This window comes from Variovorax durovernensis, from assembly GCF_977011995.1.
Window position 1 is genome coordinate 3,937,894 of sequence record NZ_CDRNCW010000001.1, and the last position, 16,654, is coordinate 3,954,547.

Annotated in this window: 20 protein-coding genes; 16 read left to right on the forward strand and 4 right to left on the reverse strand. The window is 66.1% G+C overall.

The features are described 5' to 3' along the window. Positions 1-27: 27 nt before the first annotated feature. On the reverse strand, positions 28-1,287 hold the full coding sequence (gene icd / locus ACWV14_RS18700; RefSeq protein WP_454903011.1) for an NADP-dependent isocitrate dehydrogenase: 1,260 nt from the start codon (positions 1,285-1,287) through the stop codon (positions 28-30). A gap of 221 nt (positions 1,288-1,508) precedes the next feature. Here icd and ACWV14_RS18705 point away from each other — a divergent pair, with 221 nt between their 5' ends. The 3 genes from ACWV14_RS18705 to ACWV14_RS18715 all read left to right on the forward strand — a co-directional run bounded on the left by ACWV14_RS18705 (position 1,509) and on the right by ACWV14_RS18715 (position 2,762). Continuing rightward, positions 1,509-1,847 (forward strand): cell envelope biogenesis protein TolA, encoded by a 339-nt coding sequence (locus tag ACWV14_RS18705; RefSeq protein ID WP_237680256.1) that lies wholly within the window; start codon positions 1,509-1,511, stop codon positions 1,845-1,847. 154 nt (positions 1,848-2,001) lie between these two features. Further along, positions 2,002-2,202, forward strand: a complete 201-nt coding sequence (locus ACWV14_RS18710) for a hypothetical protein (protein ID WP_454903012.1) — start codon at positions 2,002-2,004, stop codon at positions 2,200-2,202. Between the two features lie 101 nt (positions 2,203-2,303). Then, complete coding sequence (locus tag ACWV14_RS18715) at positions 2,304-2,762, forward strand: DUF192 domain-containing protein (RefSeq protein WP_106934673.1); 459 nt, start codon at positions 2,304-2,306, stop codon at positions 2,760-2,762. A 70-nt stretch (positions 2,763-2,832) separates the two neighbouring features. Here the strand turns inward: ACWV14_RS18715 and ACWV14_RS18720 are convergent, their stop codons facing one another. Further along, positions 2,833-3,414: a superoxide dismutase gene (locus ACWV14_RS18720; protein WP_454903014.1), complete on the reverse strand. Its 582-nt coding sequence runs from the start codon at positions 3,412-3,414 to the stop codon at positions 2,833-2,835. Positions 3,415-3,463: 49 nt separating this feature from the next. Continuing rightward, on the reverse strand, positions 3,464-4,762 hold the full coding sequence (gene xseA, locus ACWV14_RS18725; RefSeq protein ID WP_454903015.1) for an exodeoxyribonuclease VII large subunit: 1,299 nt from the start codon (positions 4,760-4,762) through the stop codon (positions 3,464-3,466). A 328-nt stretch (positions 4,763-5,090) separates the two neighbouring features. On the opposite strand from xseA, the gene ACWV14_RS18730 reads away from it, so the two are divergent. The 6 genes from ACWV14_RS18730 to adk all read left to right on the forward strand — a co-directional run bounded on the left by ACWV14_RS18730 (position 5,091) and on the right by adk (position 8,922). After that, positions 5,091-5,723, forward strand: a complete 633-nt coding sequence (locus ACWV14_RS18730; protein WP_081270371.1) for a MotA/TolQ/ExbB proton channel family protein — start codon at positions 5,091-5,093, stop codon at positions 5,721-5,723. 19 nt (positions 5,724-5,742) lie between these two features. Further along, the gene (locus ACWV14_RS18735) at positions 5,743-6,168 is read left to right on the forward strand and encodes an ExbD/TolR family protein (RefSeq protein ID WP_422089186.1); all 426 of its coding nucleotides are present in this window, start codon (positions 5,743-5,745) and stop codon (positions 6,166-6,168) included. Next, on the forward strand, positions 6,169-7,194 hold the full coding sequence (gene lpxK, locus ACWV14_RS18740; RefSeq protein ID WP_454903016.1) for a tetraacyldisaccharide 4'-kinase: 1,026 nt from the start codon (positions 6,169-6,171) through the stop codon (positions 7,192-7,194). Then, entirely contained in the window at positions 7,175-7,357 is a 183-nt protein-coding gene (locus ACWV14_RS18745; protein WP_007836935.1) for a Trm112 family protein, read from the forward strand. Before lpxK ends, ACWV14_RS18745 begins: the two co-directional genes overlap by 20 nt. Further along, positions 7,354-8,127, forward strand: coding sequence for a 3-deoxy-manno-octulosonate cytidylyltransferase (gene kdsB / locus ACWV14_RS18750; protein WP_454903018.1), 774 nt, complete (start codon positions 7,354-7,356; stop codon positions 8,125-8,127). Before ACWV14_RS18745 ends, kdsB begins: the two co-directional genes overlap by 4 nt. Positions 8,128-8,265: 138 nt before the next feature. Next, positions 8,266-8,922, forward strand: a complete 657-nt coding sequence (gene adk, locus ACWV14_RS18755) for an adenylate kinase (protein WP_081270374.1) — start codon at positions 8,266-8,268, stop codon at positions 8,920-8,922. A gap of 34 nt (positions 8,923-8,956) precedes the next feature. Here the strand turns inward: adk and ACWV14_RS18760 are convergent, their stop codons facing one another. Beyond that, positions 8,957-9,919, reverse strand: a complete 963-nt coding sequence (locus ACWV14_RS18760; RefSeq protein WP_454903020.1) for an asparaginase — start codon at positions 9,917-9,919, stop codon at positions 8,957-8,959. Between the two features lie 73 nt (positions 9,920-9,992). Here ACWV14_RS18760 and lexA point away from each other — a divergent pair, with 73 nt between their 5' ends. The 7 genes from lexA to ACWV14_RS18795 all read left to right on the forward strand — a co-directional run bounded on the left by lexA (position 9,993) and on the right by ACWV14_RS18795 (position 16,652). Further along, positions 9,993-10,676, forward strand: coding sequence for a transcriptional repressor LexA (gene lexA / locus ACWV14_RS18765; RefSeq protein ID WP_013541704.1), 684 nt, complete (start codon positions 9,993-9,995; stop codon positions 10,674-10,676). Positions 10,677-10,813: 137 nt separating this feature from the next. After that, positions 10,814-11,179 (forward strand): hypothetical protein, encoded by a 366-nt coding sequence (locus tag ACWV14_RS18770; protein WP_454903021.1) that lies wholly within the window; start codon positions 10,814-10,816, stop codon positions 11,177-11,179. A gap of 91 nt (positions 11,180-11,270) precedes the next feature. Further along, positions 11,271-12,278, forward strand: coding sequence for a D-2-hydroxyacid dehydrogenase family protein (locus ACWV14_RS18775; protein ID WP_422086942.1), 1,008 nt, complete (start codon positions 11,271-11,273; stop codon positions 12,276-12,278). Beyond that, positions 12,275-13,432 carry an MFS transporter gene (locus ACWV14_RS18780; protein WP_454903022.1) on the forward strand — a complete coding sequence of 386 codons (1,158 nt, stop codon included), beginning with the start codon at positions 12,275-12,277 and terminating at the stop codon, positions 13,430-13,432. The genes ACWV14_RS18775 and ACWV14_RS18780 overlap by 4 nt, the downstream gene beginning before the upstream one ends. Positions 13,433-13,563: 131 nt before the next feature. Beyond that, positions 13,564-15,084 (forward strand): 3-hydroxyacyl-CoA dehydrogenase, encoded by a 1,521-nt coding sequence (locus tag ACWV14_RS18785; protein WP_454903024.1) that lies wholly within the window; start codon positions 13,564-13,566, stop codon positions 15,082-15,084. 7 nt (positions 15,085-15,091) lie between these two features. Continuing rightward, positions 15,092-15,871: an oxepin-CoA hydrolase, alternative type gene (locus ACWV14_RS18790; RefSeq protein WP_422086945.1), complete on the forward strand. Its 780-nt coding sequence runs from the start codon at positions 15,092-15,094 to the stop codon at positions 15,869-15,871. Between the two features lie 61 nt (positions 15,872-15,932). Next, positions 15,933-16,652 (forward strand): Crp/Fnr family transcriptional regulator, encoded by a 720-nt coding sequence (locus ACWV14_RS18795; protein ID WP_422086946.1) that lies wholly within the window; start codon positions 15,933-15,935, stop codon positions 16,650-16,652. Positions 16,653-16,654: the final 2 nt, after the last annotated feature.

Below are 16,654 nucleotides of genomic sequence, written 5' to 3' on the forward strand. Positions count from 1 at the left end.
AGACACCGGCAAGCGCTTCTTGCGCAACTACATGTTGTCGATCATGACCTGGCCGAAGCCCGAGCAGCTCACTTGCGTCGCGCCGTCCATCAGGCGCGCGAAGTCATAGGTGACCTTCTTGCTGGCAATCGACTTCTCCATCGAGCTGATGATCAGGTCGGCGGCTTCGATCCAGCCCATGTGGCGCAGCATCATTTCGGCCGAGAGAATCTCGGAACCCGGGTTCACGTAGTCCTTGCCAGCGTACTTGGGCGCCGTGCCATGGGTGGCCTCGAACATCGCGACGGTGTCGCTCAGGTTCGCGCCCGGGGCAATGCCGATGCCGCCGACCTGCGCAGCCAAAGCGTCGGACACGTAGTCGCCGTTGAGGTTGAGCGTGGCAATCACGCTGTACTCCGCGGGACGCAGAAGGATCTGCTGCAGGAACGCATCGGCAATGCTGTCCTTGACGGTGATGTCCTTGCCCGTCTTCGGATTCTTGAACTTCATCCACGGGCCACCGTCGATCAGTTCGGCGCCGAACTCCTTGGCTGCCAGGTTGTAGGCCCAGTCACGGAAGCCACCTTCGGTGAACTTCATGATGTTGCCCTTGTGGACGATGGTCACGCTGGGCTTGTCGTTGTCGATGGCGTACTGCAGCGCCTTGCGCACCAGGCGTTCGGTGCCTTCGATCGACACGGGCTTGACGCCGATGCCCGAGGTGTTCGGGAAGCGGATCTTCTTGACGCCCATTTCGTCCTGCAGGAACTTGATGAGCTTCTTGGCCTTGTCGCTCTCGGCTTCGAACTCTATGCCCGCATAGATGTCTTCCGAGTTCTCGCGGAAGATCACCATGTTGGTCTTGTGCGGCTCACGCACCGGGCTGGGCACGCCCTCGAAGTAACGGATGGGGCGCAGGCAGACGTAGAGATCGAGTTCCTGGCGCAGCGCGACGTTCAGCGAGCGGATGCCGCCACCGACCGGCGTGGTGAGCGGACCCTTGATGGAGATGACGTACTCACGCACGGCCTGCAGCGTTTCTTCGGGCAGCCAGACGTCGGGGCCGTAGACCTTGGTCGACTTCTCGCCGGCATAGACCTCCATCCAGTGGATCTTCTTCTTGCCGCCGTAGGCCTTCGCCACCGCCGCGTCCACTACCTTGAGCATCACCGGCGTGATGTCCAGTCCGGTCCCGTCGCCTTCGATGAAGGGAATGATCGGTTGGTCAGGCACATTGAGGGAATTGTCAGCATTGACCGAGATCTTCTGGCCTTCGGTCGGGACTTTGATGTGCTGATAGCTGGACATGAGGGGGTTGGGCTCCGGGGGAGTGGCGTAATTTTGACGAGTGTCAGCGAATTCAGACAGCCGCGAGGAATCGCTGTACAGGACGTGAACAAATCGCTGTACATTTTAGACGCAACCCATCAGCGAGGGTTTGTCAACCATCGGGCCAATGGCCTCGTTAGTGTCTGACCTTCTGCTCGCCGGGAGGCGTTTCCAATCAATTCTCGAATAGAGGAATCTCAATGAGCAAAATTCTCGCAGTCATGATCGCTGGCCTGTTCGCCGCTGGCGCTTACGCCCAAAACCCGGCTGGCACCACGCCCGAACAAGGGAACGCCACCAACAGCAAGTCGCAGCAACGTGCCGAAGCCAAGAAGGCTGCCAAGCCCGCCGGCCAAGTCAAGGCCGCTGCTGGCGACGAAGTCAAGACCCCCGAAGGCGGCGCCATCGGTGCCGACAAGGCCGCTGCTTCCGGCGAAAAGCGCGCCAGCACGCGTGACCAACGTCGTCGCAACAAGGACGGCAGCGTGAAGCGCAAGTCGACCCAAGGCGGTACGCCTGACATGGCAGGCGCCAAGTAAGTCGGCCCAGCCCCCTAAAAAAAGAGCGCTCTTCGGAGCGCTTTTTTTTCGCCTGCCGAGCACATTTGCCTGTCAACCGCCGGAAGCGGCCCCCGTTGAATGTCTACCTCCGCAGGGAGGGCTGTCCAAATCAACGAATTTCAAAGGATTTCAAATGAACAAGCTGCTCGCAGCCCTGATCGCCGGTCTCTTCGCTGCCGGTGCCTTCGCTCAACAAGCCGAACCCGCTGCAGCTGCCCCTGCCGCCGCTCCCAAGGTTGCCAAGCACACCGCTTCGAAGAAGCACGCAGCAGTCAAGAAGCACAAGGTTCGCCACGTCGCCAAGGCCCACACGGCTGCTTCCAAGAAGGTGTAAGCTTTCACGCTCACCGGCAATGCCCGCATCAGCGGGCATTTTCATTTGCATATTTGGTTGAGGCCGGACCCACCCAGTCCCCGCCCTGAAAGAGTCGTCCGATGTTCCAGCGTCTAGCCGCCCTGCTCCTCGTGTCCGCGTCCTTCATGATGACGGCGCATGCCCAGCAGCAACCCCAGACCGATCTGCCGCGTACGCAGTTGTCGGTCGGCCTGTACAAGATCGATGCGCAGATTGCGCAGACCCCCCTGCAGCGCGAGATCGGCTTGATGTTCCGCAAGGAGATGCCGCAAGCCGAAGGCATGATCTTCGTGTTCGAGCAGCCTGCCACGCAGTGCTTCTGGATGCGCAACACGATCCTGCCGCTGACCGCCGCCTTCGTGGCAGACGACGGCCGCATCGTGAACCTGGTCGACATGCAGCCCATGACCGAGAACTCGCACTGCTCTCTAGAGCCGGTGCGCTACGTGCTCGAGATGAATCAAGGCTGGTTCGCCAAGAAGAACATCAAGAAAGGCGCGAAGCTCGGGGGAGAACTGTTCACAGCCAACAAGCGCTGAGTTTTTGCTGGCTTGAGCCCACAAAAAAAGCCGACCCACAGGTCGGCTTTTTTCATTGCAAGACCAGGGCTCAGCCGAAGTTCTTCTCGGCGAATTCCCAGTTGACCAGCTTGGCCAGGAAGGTCTCGACGAACTTCGGGCGCAGGTTGCGGTAGTCGATGTAGTACGCGTGTTCCCAGACGTCCACGGTCAGCAGCGCGGTGTCTGCAGTGGTCAGCGGCGTGCCGGCGGCGCCGGTGTTCACGATGTCCACCGAACCGTCGGCCTTCTTCACCAGCCAGGTCCAGCCCGAGCCGAAGTTGCCCACGGCCGACTTCACGAAGGCTTCCTTGAAGGCGTCGTAGCTGCCCCACTTGGCTTCGATGGCCTTGGCCAGCGCACCGGTGGGTGCACCGCCGCCTTGCGGCTTCATGCAGTTCCAGAAGAAGGTGTGGTTCCAGATCTGGGCGGCGTTGTTGTAGATGCCGCCGCTGGACTTCTTGACGATCTCTTCGAGCGTCAGCGACTCGAACTCGGTGCCCTTCTGCAGGTTGTTGAGGTTCACCACGTAGGCGTTGTGGTGCTTGCCGTAGTGGTACTCGAGGGTTTCCTTCGAATACTCGGGTGCCAGTGCGTCGAGTGCGTACGGCAGGGGTGGGAGCACATGTTCCATGGTTTTTTCTCGTGGGTTGGTTGTGGGAATCGTGGATTCTAGGAATTAATTATTGAGGTCGCGTCGGACGTGTGCCCGTCACGCCGCCCGGAGAGACGGTCAGGTCGACCTCGCCGTCGGCGAGCCGTGCGACGACCGCGTCGCCCGGTGCCAATTGCTTCGCGCTGACGACTGCGCGTCCGTCCGCATCCGTGAGCCAGGCATAGCCGCGTTGCAAGACCAATGCCGGATCGAGCAGCCGCAGCCGCAGCGCCATGCGCTCCAGCCGGTCGTGGCGTTGCGTCACCGCGCGCTCGAGCTTCAGGGGAAAGTCGGCGGCCACGGCGCGCGGCACATGCGCCAGGCGTTCGCGCCTGGATCGCATCGCGTATTGAAGGCGCTGTGCGTGGTGCGCCAGCCGCAGTTGCTGGCGCGCCACGAGATTCGAAGGACGCCCGAGCCGCCCCGCCGCCTGGTCGAGCCGCTGCCCGAGCACATCGAGGCGGCCGCCCAGGGAATCGTCGAGCCGCTCTTCGAGCAGGTCGAGTGCACCGAGCCACAGGTCACGCGGCGCGCTGACGAGTTCGGCCGCCGCGGTCGGTGTGGGCGCGCGCAGGTCGGCACAGAAATCGGCGATGGTGAAGTCGGTCTCGTGTCCCACGCCGCTGATGAGTGGAACCGGGCTCTGCACGATCGTGCGCGCCAGGGCCTCGTCGTTGAACGCCCACAGGTCTTCGATCGAGCCGCCACCGCGCACCAGAAGGATCACGTCGACCCCCGGCTCGAGCGCATAGAGCGAATGCAGCGCGCGAACGAGTTCGCCCGGCGCATTTGCCCCCTGTACGGCGGCAGGCGCCAGCACCACGGGAATGTGCGGTACACGGCGCCGCAGCGCCGTCACGACGTCATGCAGAGCCGCCGCCCCAAGCGACGTGACCACGCCCACAGCACGCGGCATGGCGGGCAAGGCACGCTTGCGCGCCAGGTCGAACAGCCCCTCGGCCTCCAGACGCGCCTTGCGCTGCATGAACTGCTCGAACAGGGCGCCCTGCCCCGCGCGCCGCAAGCTCTCCACGACGAGCTGAAGATCGCCACGCGGTTCGTACACAGCGAGCCGGCCGCGCACCTCGACCTGATCGCCGTCGCGGGGCGAAAAATCGAGCAGGCCGGCGGCGCGGCGGAACATCGCACAGCGCAGCTGACCCGATTCGTCCTTGAGGGCGAAGTAACAATGTCCACTTGAGGCGCGGGAAAAACCCGAGATTTCGCCGCGCACAGTCACCGGGTTGAAACGCGCGTCGAGCGCGTCGGCAACCGCATGGCACAAGGCGCCGACAGCCCAGACGCGCGGTCCTGGCGCGGAATTCATGTCACGCAAGCTCACGAAGCGCACGCTCGGCCAGATGCCACTCTTCCACAACGGGCGGCCCGCCCCCTGCCGCCAGCGCCCAATGCGGGACAGGTGCACGGTTTTCCGTGCAAGCCATTGATTTCATTGAAAAAAGTGCTGCTCAAAATTCAGTCGTTCTAGCGGAAAGCCCATCCCATGCGGGTTCGGACACGTTGCGCAGCAGGTTAGTCACAAAGTTATCCACAGAATCTGTGCGTCCTTGCCGACACCAAAACAAGGCGCGTGGCGATGGTGGGCTCAGTGGATAATCGCCGCGCATTTGCAGTCTACGGGCCGGAGGATTTTCTTGTTTTCCATCATAGTTGCCGCGGGTTGGCCGATCTGGCCCTTGCTCGCTTGTTCGGTCATTGCGCTCGCGCTGGTTATAGAACGTTTCACGAGTCTGAAGACCGTGAGGGTACTGCCGCCGAAGCTGCTCGACGAAACCATCACTGTCTCGCAGGGAGCCATTCCCGGCCCCGACGTGGTGACCAAGCTCGAACGCAACTCGATGCTCGGCCAGGTGCTCGCCGCCGGCCTGCGCGCGCTGAACGCCAACCCCCGCTGCACCGAAGACGACCTGCGCGCCGCCATGGAGGCCTCTGGCCGCACCGTGGCACACAAGCTGGAGCGCTACCTGCCGGCACTGGCCACCATCGCTTCCGCAGCCCCTCTGCTGGGCCTGCTGGGCACGGTGATCGGCATGATCGAGATCTTCGGCTCGCAGTCGCCCGGCAGCGGTGCCGTCGGCTCGGGCAACCCGGCGCAACTGGCGCACGGCATCTCGATCGCGCTCTACAACACGGCGTTCGGCCTGATCGTGGCAATTCCGACGCTCATTTTCTGGCGCTACTTCCGCAGCCGGGTCGACGAATACCTGCTGAACCTCGAGCTGTCGGGCGAGCGTTTCGCCCGCCATCTGAACGCCCTGCGCAAGTGACGTCATGACCCGAGGCCGCATGCAGTTCCGCCATGGCGCGCGCGACGAGCCGGAGATCAACCTGATCCCGTTCATCGACGTGCTGCTGGTGATCCTGATCTTCCTGATGCTGTCGACCACGTACAGCAAGTTCACCGAAATGCAGCTGCGGCTGCCGACCGCGGACGTCGACGCGCAGCGCGACTACCCGAAGGAAGTGATCGTGGCGGTGTCGGCCGACGGCCGCTATTCGGTCAACAAGACGCCCCTGGCCGACCGCAATGTCGAAGCCGTTGCCGCCGCGCTTGCGGCCGCGGCCACCGGCGGCAAGGACAGCGTGGTGATCATCAGCGCCGACGCAACCAGCCCGCACCAGGCCGTCGTCACGGTGATGGAAGCCGCGCGCCGCGCCGGCCTGATGCAGATCACCTTCGCAGCCCAGTCGACGGCGCAAGCCGGGCGCTGAGTGCCGTCCGAAGGCCGCAGCAGCACGGGGGCGCCTGCCGCCTCGCGACTGCAGGAAGCGTGGCTGCGCCGCGGCCCGCTGGCCTGCCTGCTGTGGCCGCTGTCGCTGCTCTATGCGGCCCTCTTCGCCGTTCGGGGCTGGCTTTATCGCCTCGGATGGCTTCGCTCGGAACGCGTGCCCGTGCCGGTGATCGTCGTCGGCAACGTGATCGCGGGCGGCGCCGGCAAGACGCCGGTGGTGATGGCGGTGGTGCGGCATCTGCGCGCGCGCGGCATCCAGGTGGGCGTTGTGTCCCGCGGCTACGGCCGGCGCACCGACGACTGCCGCGAAGTGACGGGTGACAGCAATCCCAGCGACGTGGGCGACGAGCCCGCCCTGATTCACCACGCCACGAAGGCCCCCGTGTTCGTCGCGCGCAAGCGCATCGAGGCGGCCCGCGCACTGCTCGAGCGGCATCCCGGCACGCAAGTCATCGTCAGCGACGACGGGCTGCAGCACCTGGCGCTGGCTCGCGACATCGAGATCTGCGTGTTCGACGACCGGGGCATCGGCAACGGCTGGCGACTGCCAGCGGGCCCCCTGCGCGAGGCGTGGCCACGTCGCTGCGATCTGGTGTTGCACAGCGGCGAACGCCCCGCATTCGCAGGCGGCTACACCGCTTCGCGCCGCCTCGCCGACTACGCCCTCACAAGCGACGGCCAACGCGTGCCACTGAACACCCTGGCGGGCAGGCCAGTGACCGCACTCGCGGCCATCGCACGCCCGGAGGCCTTCTTCGCCATGCTCCGGGGCCGTGGCCTCACGCTCGCCGAAACCATCGCGCTGCCCGATCACTTCGACTTCGACGCCTGGCAACGCTCGCCCGATGCCGACGGCCCTCTCGTCTGCACCGAAAAGGACGCGGTCAAGCTGTGGCACAAGGCACCCGGCGCACTGGCGGTGCCCCTGCTCTTCGCACCCGTTCCGGAATTCTTCACCGCGCTCGACGCAAAGCTATCATCGCTCGATGGATACCAAGCTGCTTGAACTGCTCGTCTGCCCCGTCACCAAGGGTCCGTTGACCTGGAACCCCGAGAAGCAGGAGCTCTGCTCGCGCAGCGCGCGCCTGGCCTACCCGGTGCGCGACGGCATTCCCGTGCTGCTGGAAAACGAGGCACGCACGCTTTCCGACGAAGAGCTCGGGCTGTGAGCTTCACGGTCCTGGTGCCGGCGCGCCTGGCGTCGACAAGGCTCCCCAACAAACCCCTGGCCGACATCGCCGGCGTGCCGATGGTGGTGCGCGTGGCCCGGCGTGCCAGCGAATCCGGCGCAGCGCGCGTGGTGGTGGCCGGCGACGACGCATCGATCATCGACGCCTGCAAGGCGCATGGCGTCGAGGCGATCCTGACCCGCCAGCACCACCCCAGCGGCACCGACCGGCTGGCCGAAGCCTGCGAACAACTCGGCCTCGACGGCGACGACATCGTCGTCAACGTGCAGGGCGACGAGCCCCTGATCGACCCGGCGCTGATCGATGCCGTGGCCTCCACGCTGGCCACCCACGCAGAGGCCGCGATGAGCACCGCGGCCCACGAGATCGATTCGCTGGCCGACTTCATGAATCCGAACGTGGTGAAGGCCGTGCTCGACGCACGGGGCAACGCCATGTACTTCAGCCGTGCGCCGATCCCCTGGTGGCGCGATGGCTCCGCCAACGGTGCCGCGCCGACGGTGCTGCCCACGCCGGCTCCCCTGCGCCACATTGGCATCTACGGCTACCGCGCAGGCTTCGTGCGCAAGTTTCCGTCGCTGCCGCCGTCGCCAGTCGAGGCGACGGAAGCGCTCGAGCAACTGCGGGCGCTATGGCACGGACACCGCATTGCCGTACACGTGAGCCACGTGGCTCCCGGCCCGGGTATCGACACGCCCGAAGACCTGGCGCGCGTGCGCGCGGTCTTCGCCGCCGGCCCGACGGCCTGAGGAGCTCGACGTGCCTGTCGGGGCAGCGACAAATCCCGGGAGGCACGCGTGCTATCCTCGAAGCAACTCCGCCCTGCCCAAAGCCCCTGAAGCCGACGCCTGGCGCGACACAAAATCTAAGAACCGTCCGAGGACACCATGAGACTAATTTTGCTGGGCGCGCCCGGGGCGGGCAAAGGCACGCAAGCGGCCTTCATTTGCCAGAAGTACAGCATCCCCCAAATCTCGACCGGCGACATGCTGCGCGCCGCCGTCAAGGCCGGCACGCCGCTCGGTCTGCAGGCCAAGGCCGTCATGGATGCGGGCGCACTGGTCAGCGATGACCTGATCATCAATCTCGTGAAGGAACGCATCGCCCAGGCCGATTGCGCCAGCGGCTTCCTGTTCGACGGCTTCCCCCGCACTATTCCGCAAGCCGACGCCATGAAGGCGGCGGGCGTCAAGCTCGACTACGTGCTCGAAATCGACGTGCCCTTCGGCGACATCATCGAGCGCATGAGCGGCCGCCGCTCGCACCCGGCTTCGGGCCGCACTTACCACGTCAAGTTCAACCCGCCCAAGGTGGAAGGCAAGGACGACGTCACCGGTGAAGACCTGATCCAGCGCGAGGACGACAAGGAAGAAACCGTGCGCAAGCGGCTCGACGTGTACAGCCAGCAGACGCGTCCGCTGGTCGACTACTACTCGGCCTGGGCCAAGACCGATCCGGCCGCTGCGCCGAAGTACCGCGCCATCAAGGGCGTGGGCACGGTCGATGAAATCACCCAGCGCGCACTCGCAGCGCTGAGCAGCTGATTGCCGGCCGCCCTCCGACAGGGCGGCCACCACCTCACCCGAGCAACTCGAGCATCAGCGCGATACGCGCCTTCACCGGCGTGAGCGTGCCCGCGTCCCGCAGCCGGTCATCGGCTTTCGGCAGGATGCGCCCATTCATGCAGCGCGTCGCACGAACCACCGTCACGCCCGCCTCCTGCGCCTTCAGCGCGGCCGCTTCGAGCCCGTGATGCAGCGTGCCGTTGCCCGTGGCGGCCAGCACCAGTCCACGGACCGGTTCGGCGTTGCCGGGTTGCAGCAGTGCCTCGACGACAGCACCGCTCGCACCGGCATGGCTCATGACGATCTCCACGCGAGGCCACCGAACGGGAGCCGCCTCGAAGATCTTCGAGGCCGGCAGCGCCCCGCCCTCGGGCCACGCCCTCACACGGCGGACCTCGCCCTCTTCCACATAGCCCACCGGGCCCGCGTCGCCAGATGCGAAGGCGTCGAGCCTGTAGGTATGCACCTTCTGGACATCGGCGCCACTGTGGATCGCGCCGGCGCACACCACGGTCACCCCCTTCGCACCGGCTGCCAGAGCCACGCCGATGGCGTCACGCACGTTCTGCGGACCATCGGGCGACAGCGCGCTCGCCGGCCGCATGGCGCAAGTCAGCACCACGGGCTTCGCGGACGCCAGCGCCGAATGCAGGAAGAAGGCCGTCTCCTCCAGCGTGTCGGTGCCGTGCGTGATCACAACGCCCGCCACGTCGGGCTCGGCCAACCAGTGTGCGCAACGCTGCGCGAGCTTTTGCCAAGTCTCGAACGACATGTCCTTGCTGTCCAGTTGCGCGACCTGCTCTGCCACCAGCGTCACGCCCTGGGGTGCCTCGATGCCGCCCAGAAGGTCGGCCACGCCCACCTGACCGGCCGTGTAGCCGATGTTGTCGCCGCTGCTGGCAGCCTTGCCGGCGATGGTGCCGCCGGTGCCCAGCACGACCACGCGGCGCAGTTCAGGCGAAGGGAAATCAGGCATGGCTTGTCAACTTTTTAAAACTGGTTAAAAATACAGGTACTGGATATCTAGCCAGTGCCGCAAGGAACCACATATGCAGTTCGCCGTGAAGCTTACAGCCCGCCAGCAGCAGATCCTGGACTTGATCCAGAGCGCCATCGCCCGCACCGGAGCGCCACCCACGCGCGCCGAAATCGCCAATGAACTCGGGTTCAAGTCGGCCAACGCGGCCGAAGAGCACCTGCAGGCCTTGGCCCGCAAGGGTGTCATCGAACTCGTCAGCGGCACCTCGCGCGGCATCCGCCTCAAGGGCGACGCCCTGCGGTCGCTGAACGAAACGCGTCACCGCGAAGGCGGCCAGTTCTCGCTCTCGCTGCCCGGCATGGCGCAACTGGCGCTGCCGCTCATCGGCCGCGTCGCTGCAGGCTCCCCCATCTTGGCGCAGGAGCACGTCGACCAGACCTACTACGTCGAGAACACGCTGTTCCAGCGCCAGCCCGACTACCTGCTCAAGGTGCGCGGCATGTCCATGCGAGACGCCGGCATCATGGACGGCGACCTGCTCGCCGTGCAAGCCACCAAGGAAGCGCGCAACGGCCAGATCGTGGTTGCGCGCCTGGGCGACGAAGTCACCGTCAAGCGCCTGAAGCGCAACAAGCAGGTCATCGAGCTGCACGCAGAGAACCCCGACTACCCGACCATCATCGTCCAGCCCGGCGAGCCTTTCGAGATTGAAGGCCTCGCGGTGGGCCTCATTCGCAACACCATGCTGATGTAGGCCTGCGGGCCTGCTGGCAGCAGCACTCATCCGGCCGCAACAGGTGGCGGGCGTATGGCGCGAAGTCGCCATCACCCTGTCGCGGCCGTTTCAAGAAATCCTGCCTGTGTTCAACCTCATACTTTTTTGGAGTTCACATGGGAATCGCCCTCCTCGCCATTGCTGATTTCTGGATGCCGCTGCAATCGCTCGCCAGCCGTTTGATCCCGGCGCGCCGCCCTCATCGCCACGCCTCGCTCGATCACAGCGAGACTTCCGCCGGCCTGCGCTACGTTGCGGTGCGTCCGTCGTGCGGCGCGACACCCCCTGCGGCTGAAGCCGCCCCGACCGTGCGCCCGCTGCGCGTGGTACGCGTGGTAGACGGAAAGGGCCAGCAGCGCAGCAGCAACCGTGTCTTGATTTCCGGCCGAATGGACGACGTGTGCGCGGAGCTTGACCGGCTGGCGGCTCTCGAAGCGGCCGAAACCATGATCGCCGCACACCGCTCCACACGCCTGCACTGAGGCCCGGCACCCCTGGGAGAGCCCGTCGGCAGTGGGTATCCAAACGTTCGGGGGTGCGACATCCCAATGCTGCGAGGCACAATGGCACGCCATGAATATTGTGATCCTCGACGACTATCAGGACGCCGTGCGCAAATTGCGCTGCGCCGCCAAGCTGGACGCGTACGCAGCCAAGGTCTATACCAACACGGTCAAGGGCATCGGGCAACTCTCGGTTCGCCTCAAGGACGCCGACGTGATCGTGCTGATTCGCGAGCGAACACAGATCTCCCGGCAGCTCATCGAGAAGCTGCCCAAGCTCAAGCTCATCTCGCAGACCGGTCGTGTCGCGGGCCACATCGATGTGGCAGCCTGCACCGAGCGCGGCATCGCCGTGGCGGAAGGCTCCGGCTCTCCCCAGGCACCTGCCGAGCTCACATGGGCGCTCATCATGGCCGCCATGCGCCGGCTGCCGCAGTACATCAGCAACCTCAAGCACGGGGCTTGGCAGCAGTCAGGGCTCAAGTCGGCCTCGATGCCGCCCAACTTCGGGCTGGGCTCGGTGCTCAAGGGCAAGACGCTCTGCATCTGGGGCTACGGCCGCATCGGCCAGCTGGTCGCGCGCTACGGGCAGGCCTTTGGAATGCAGGTCGTGATCTGGGGGCGTGAAGCCAGCTGCGCCAAGGCCCGTTCCGACGGCTTCCAGGTGGCGCAGAACCGCCATGAGTTCTTTGCAGCCGCCGACGTGCTCTCCGTCCACCTGCGGCTCAATGAGGAAACCAATGGCCTCATCACGCTCGAAGACCTCTCGCGCATGAAGCCGACGGCGCTGTTCGTCAACACCTCGCGCGCCGAGCTGGTCGAGGCAGACGCGCTGCTCGCGGCGCTCAACCGTGGCCGTCCCGGGCTGGCCGCCATCGACGTGTTCGAGAGCGAGCCGCCGCTGCAGGGCCATGCGCTGCTGCGGCTGGAGAACTGCATCTGCACCCCGCACATCGGCTACGTCGAGCAGGAAAGCTACGAGAGCTACTTCGGCCAGGCCTTCGACAACGTCGTGAGCTACATCAACGGCAATCCCACGAACATCGTGAATCCCGGCGCGCTGCAGGTTCGCCGGTGAGCCGGCCTGCGCCCAAGGGTGCGCTCTGGGCGCTGCTGGCCGGCAACTTCGTGATCGGCACGGGCGTGATGGTCGTGCCCGGCACGCTCAATGAAATCAGCGCCTCCCTGGCCGTTTCGGTCGCGACCGCCGGCCAGTTGATCACTGCAGCGGCAGCGGTGATGTGCATCGGCGCGCCGCTGCTGGCCGCCGCCGTCGCGGGCTGGGACCGCCGCCAGCTGCTCGCCCTTACCCTGCTCTGGTACGCGGCGGGCCACGCTCTTGCGGCGCTCATGCCCAGCTTCGGCGCGCTGCTGCCGGTGCGCATGCTCACGGTGATAGCCCCCGCCATCTTCACGCCCCAGGCGGCGGCCTGCGCCGGCATGCTGGTACCGCCCGAGCAACGCGGGCGCGCCGTCACCTTCGTTTTCCTTGGCTGGTCAATGGCCTCGGTGCTGGGCCTGCCTATCGGCGCGCTGATCGGCGGGCATCTGGGCTGGCGCATGGCCTTCGTGGCGATTGCCCTGCTCAGCGTCGTGAGCGCGGCGTCGATCTGGCTCACCCTGCCAAGCGGCATTCGCCCGGCGGCACTCACCGCCGCCGCCTGGTCGCGCGTGCTGCGCAGTCCGGTGCTGATGGGCATCGTGTCGGTGACGGCGCTGCAGGGCACCGGGCAGTTCGTGCTCTTCAGCTATTTCGGCCCCATCCTCAAGCATAGCTTTGGTGCGGACGCCACCACGCTGAGCGTGATGTGGGCCCTGTTCGGCGCCTGCGGGCTCATCGGCAACATGGTGGTCAGCCGCTTCATCGATCGCGTCGGGGCCGGGCGCATGGTGCTGGTCACTACCTTGCTGATCGCGCTGAGCCTGCTCTTGTGGCCGACGGCGTCCACGCTTGCCTGGCTGGCCGTGGTGCTGGTGCCCTGGGGGTTGGGCTGCTTCGCCACCAATTCGGCCCAGCAGGCCCGCCTGGTAGGCCTGGCGCCGGCCCTCGCGCCAGGCTCGGTGGCGCTCAACAGTTCCGGCATCTACACCGGCCAGGCCGTGGGCGCGGCGCTCGGCGGCTGGCTGCTGGCGCACGACGCGGCGGCCTGGATGAGCTGGGTCGGCTTCGGCGTCATGCTGGTGGCCATCGCGCTGAGCATCGCCATCGACCGCAGCCGCCGCCCGGCCTGAAATCGCGCCCCCGCGTAAAACCCGTCACGCCCCGCCCGCGCGCAACTGCAAAATCGGAGGTGACGACAGCGCTTGCGTCGACGCCTGCGCGGCAGGCCGGATACCCCTCAACCAGCGAAAATCTTCAGCAAATGACAGTGAACTACACCCGAATCGGCGTCATAGGCGCCGGCGCCATGGGTCGCGGCATCGCGCAGATCGCCGCCCAGGCAGGCAGCGAAGTGCTGCTGCTCGACAGCTTCGCGGGCGCCGCGGAGCGCGGCCGCGAAGCCCTCGCCGCCCAATGGAACAAGCTGCATGAAAAGGGCAAGATCGACGCCGCCGCGCGCGACGCATACATCGCCCGCGTCAAGGCGGTCGATTCGATCCAGGCGCTCGCCGGCTGCGACCTGGTGGTCGAGGCCGTGGTCGAAGACCTGGAAGTCAAGCGCAAGCTGTTCCGCGAACTCGAAGGCGTGGTGGCCGAGAGCGCCACGCTGGTCACCAACACCTCGTCGCTGTCGGTGACGGCCATCGCGGCCGGGCTCGCGCACCCCGAGCGTGTTGCGGGCTTCCACTTCTTCAACCCCGTGCCACTGATGAAGGTGGTCGAGGTGGTCGCGGGTTTCAAGACCGCCCCCGAGGTCTGCGCACAGCTGGCGGGCTACGCCAGGCAGATGGGCCACAGCGCAGTGCAGGCGCAAGACACCCCCGGCTTCATCGTCAACCACGCAGGCCGCGGCTACGGCACCGAGGCGCTGCGCATCGTCAGCGAAGGCGTGGCCGACTTCGCCACCGTCGACCGCATCCTCAAGGACCAGGCGGGCTTTCGCCTCGGCCCGTTCGAGCTGCTGGACCTGACGGCGCTCGACGTGTCGCACCCGGTGATGGAGTCGATCTATCACCAGTATTTCGAGGAACCCCGCTTCCGCCCGAGCGTGATCACCGCGCAGCGCCTTGCCGCCGGCGCGCTGGGCCGCAAGACGGGCGAAGGCTTCTACCGCTACACCGATGGCGTGATGCAGCAGACGCCAGAAGCCCCCGCGCCCGTGGTCGACGGCACGCCTTCGGTCTGGGTGTCGCCGCGTGCGGCACGCCGTGCAGAGCTGCTGCGCCTGGTGAACACGCTGGGCGCGCAGATCGACAGCGGCGCCGCGCCGGCGCCGCATTCGCTGATCCTGGTGGCACCGCTGGGCTTCGACGTGACCACGGTCGCCGCCGTCGAACGCCTGGACGCCACGCGCACCATCGGCATCGACATGCTGATCGACGACGCCGCCACCAAGCGCCGCGTGCTCGCCACCAACCCGGCCACGCGCCGCGACATCCGCGATGCCGCGCATGCCCTGTTCGCGCGCGACGGCAAGGCGGTGAGCGTGATTCGCGACAGCGGCGGCTTCGTCACGCAGCGCGTGATCGGCACCATCGTCAATATCGCCGCCGACATGTGCCAGCAGCGCGTGTGCACGCCTGCCGACCTCGAGACCGCCGTGCAGCTGGGCCTGGGCTATCCGCGCGGCCCTCTGGCCATGGGCAACCTCTTCGGGCCGACCAACATGCTAGAGGTGCTGTTCAACCTGCAGACGGTGTATGGCGATCCTCGCTATCGCCCGAGCCCATGGCTGCGCCGCCGCGGCGCGCTGGGCCTGAGCCTGCTGCACGAAGAAGAATAAGAAAACCATGACCGCCGAACTCAAGAGCACCAGCGAAGGCAGCACCATGGTGCTGACCATCTCCAACCCGACCCAGCGCAATGCACTGGGCCCCGAGATCTACGCCGCCGGCATCGAGGCGCTCAACGGCGCCGAGGGCAGCGCGGAGATCCGCAGCGTCGTCATCGTGGGCGAAGGCGAATGGTTCTGCGCCGGCGGCTCGCTGCAGCGGCTGCTGGCCAACCGCCAGCTCGACCGCTCGGTGCAGGCCGAGAGCATCGAAGGGCTGCACAACTGGATCGACTCGATCCGTACCTTCCCCAAGCCGATCATCGCGGCAGTCGAGGGTGCTGCCGCCGGCGCCGGCTTCTCGCTGGCGCTGGCCTGCGATTTCGTGGTGGCGGCGCGCGACGCCATCTTCGCGGCCTCCTACAGCAACGTGGCGCTGTCGCCCGACGGCGGCCTGAGCTGGCACCTGGGGCAGCAGTTGCCGCGCCAGCTGGCGAGCGAATGGCTCATGAACGGCGAGCGCATCGGCGCGCCGCGCCTGCATGCGCTGGGCATGGTGAACGAGCTGACCGAGAACGGCCAGGCGCTGGCCGGCGCGCTGGCACTGGCGGCCAAGCTCAATACCAGGGCGCCCAACTCGCTGGCCAGCATCAAGGAACTGCTGAGCGACGCGCGCGGCGCCACGCTGGCTTCGCAGCTCTCGCAGGAGCGCGACCACTTCGTGCGCAACCTGCACCATCCGAACGCGGGCATCGGCATCGCAGCGTTCCTCGAGAAGAAGCCGCCGCAGTACGAGTAACGGCGCGCCGCGTCGCTCCCGTGACACCCATCAGCTTTTCAGTCGCCGAGAGGACAGACCAATGGACGACCCCATTCTTACTATCGAAGAACGTGAAGCGATCAACAGTGGTCGCTGGTTTTCTTCCCTATCTCCATCGCTACGGCACGACATCCTCCGATGTGCTTTCGTCAAACGCTACAAGGACGGCGACCTGATCGCCGCCCGCGGCGACCCGCCCGATCACTGGATCGCCTGCGCCAAGGGCGCGGTGCGCGTCAGCTCGACGGCGGTCTCCGGCAAGCAGGTGACGCTGACCTACGTGGAGCCGGGCATCTGGTTCGGCGACGTGGCGATGTTCGACGGGGACCGGCGTACGCACGACACCTACTCGCACGGCGACAGCACCATTCTTTGCGTGGCACGCGCCGACTTCCAGAAGATCCTGGCGTCGCACGTGGAGCTGTACGAAGCGCTGATGCGGTTGCAGGCGCGCCGCATCCGCACGCTGTTCGGGCTGGTGGAAGACCTCAACACTCTGCCCCTGCGGGCGCGGCTGGCCAAGCAGCTCATTCACCTCGTGCGCAGCTACGGCGTGCCCAACCTGGACGACGGCAGCCAGATGCGCATCGGCCTGCAACTGGCGCAGGAAGAACTGGCGCAGCTGCTGGGCGCATCGCGCCAGCGGGTCAACCAGGAACTCAAGACGATGGAGCGCGAGGGCACCATCCGGATCGAGCCGGGCGGCCTGGTCGTGCTGGATCGCGCGGCCTTGATGCGCGTCTCGGAAGCTGAAAACTAGAA

Excerpts from the sequence above, each read along its gene's own strand:
- ACWV14_RS18720 (WP_454903014.1), bottom strand. The coding sequence starts at position 3,414 with ATGGAACATGTGCTCCCACCCCTGCCGTACGCACTCGACGCACTGGCA.
- ACWV14_RS18710 (WP_454903012.1), top strand. The coding sequence starts at position 2,002 with ATGAACAAGCTGCTCGCAGCCCTGATCGCCGGTCTCTTCGCTGCCGGT.
- ACWV14_RS18715 (WP_106934673.1), top strand. The coding sequence starts at position 2,304 with ATGTTCCAGCGTCTAGCCGCCCTGCTCCTCGTGTCCGCGTCCTTCATG.
- ACWV14_RS18705 (WP_237680256.1), top strand. The coding sequence starts at position 1,509 with ATGAGCAAAATTCTCGCAGTCATGATCGCTGGCCTGTTCGCCGCTGGC.
- ACWV14_RS18790 (WP_422086945.1), top strand. The coding sequence starts at position 15,092 with ATGACCGCCGAACTCAAGAGCACCAGCGAAGGCAGCACCATGGTGCTG.
- ACWV14_RS18735 (WP_422089186.1), top strand. The coding sequence starts at position 5,743 with ATGCAGTTCCGCCATGGCGCGCGCGACGAGCCGGAGATCAACCTGATC.
- ACWV14_RS18795 (WP_422086946.1), top strand. The coding sequence starts at position 15,933 with ATGGACGACCCCATTCTTACTATCGAAGAACGTGAAGCGATCAACAGT.
- icd (WP_454903011.1), bottom strand. The coding sequence starts at position 1,287 with ATGTCCAGCTATCAGCACATCAAAGTCCCGACCGAAGGCCAGAAGATC.
- ACWV14_RS18785 (WP_454903024.1), top strand. The coding sequence starts at position 13,564 with ATGACAGTGAACTACACCCGAATCGGCGTCATAGGCGCCGGCGCCATG.
- adk (WP_081270374.1), top strand. The coding sequence starts at position 8,266 with ATGAGACTAATTTTGCTGGGCGCGCCCGGGGCGGGCAAAGGCACGCAA.
- xseA (WP_454903015.1), bottom strand. The coding sequence starts at position 4,762 with ATGAATTCCGCGCCAGGACCGCGCGTCTGGGCTGTCGGCGCCTTGTGC.
- ACWV14_RS18775 (WP_422086942.1), top strand. The coding sequence starts at position 11,271 with ATGAATATTGTGATCCTCGACGACTATCAGGACGCCGTGCGCAAATTG.
- ACWV14_RS18760 (WP_454903020.1), bottom strand. The coding sequence starts at position 9,919 with ATGCCTGATTTCCCTTCGCCTGAACTGCGCCGCGTGGTCGTGCTGGGC.
- ACWV14_RS18745 (WP_007836935.1), top strand. The coding sequence starts at position 7,175 with ATGGATACCAAGCTGCTTGAACTGCTCGTCTGCCCCGTCACCAAGGGT.
- lexA (WP_013541704.1), top strand. The coding sequence starts at position 9,993 with ATGCAGTTCGCCGTGAAGCTTACAGCCCGCCAGCAGCAGATCCTGGAC.
- ACWV14_RS18770 (WP_454903021.1), top strand. The coding sequence starts at position 10,814 with ATGGGAATCGCCCTCCTCGCCATTGCTGATTTCTGGATGCCGCTGCAA.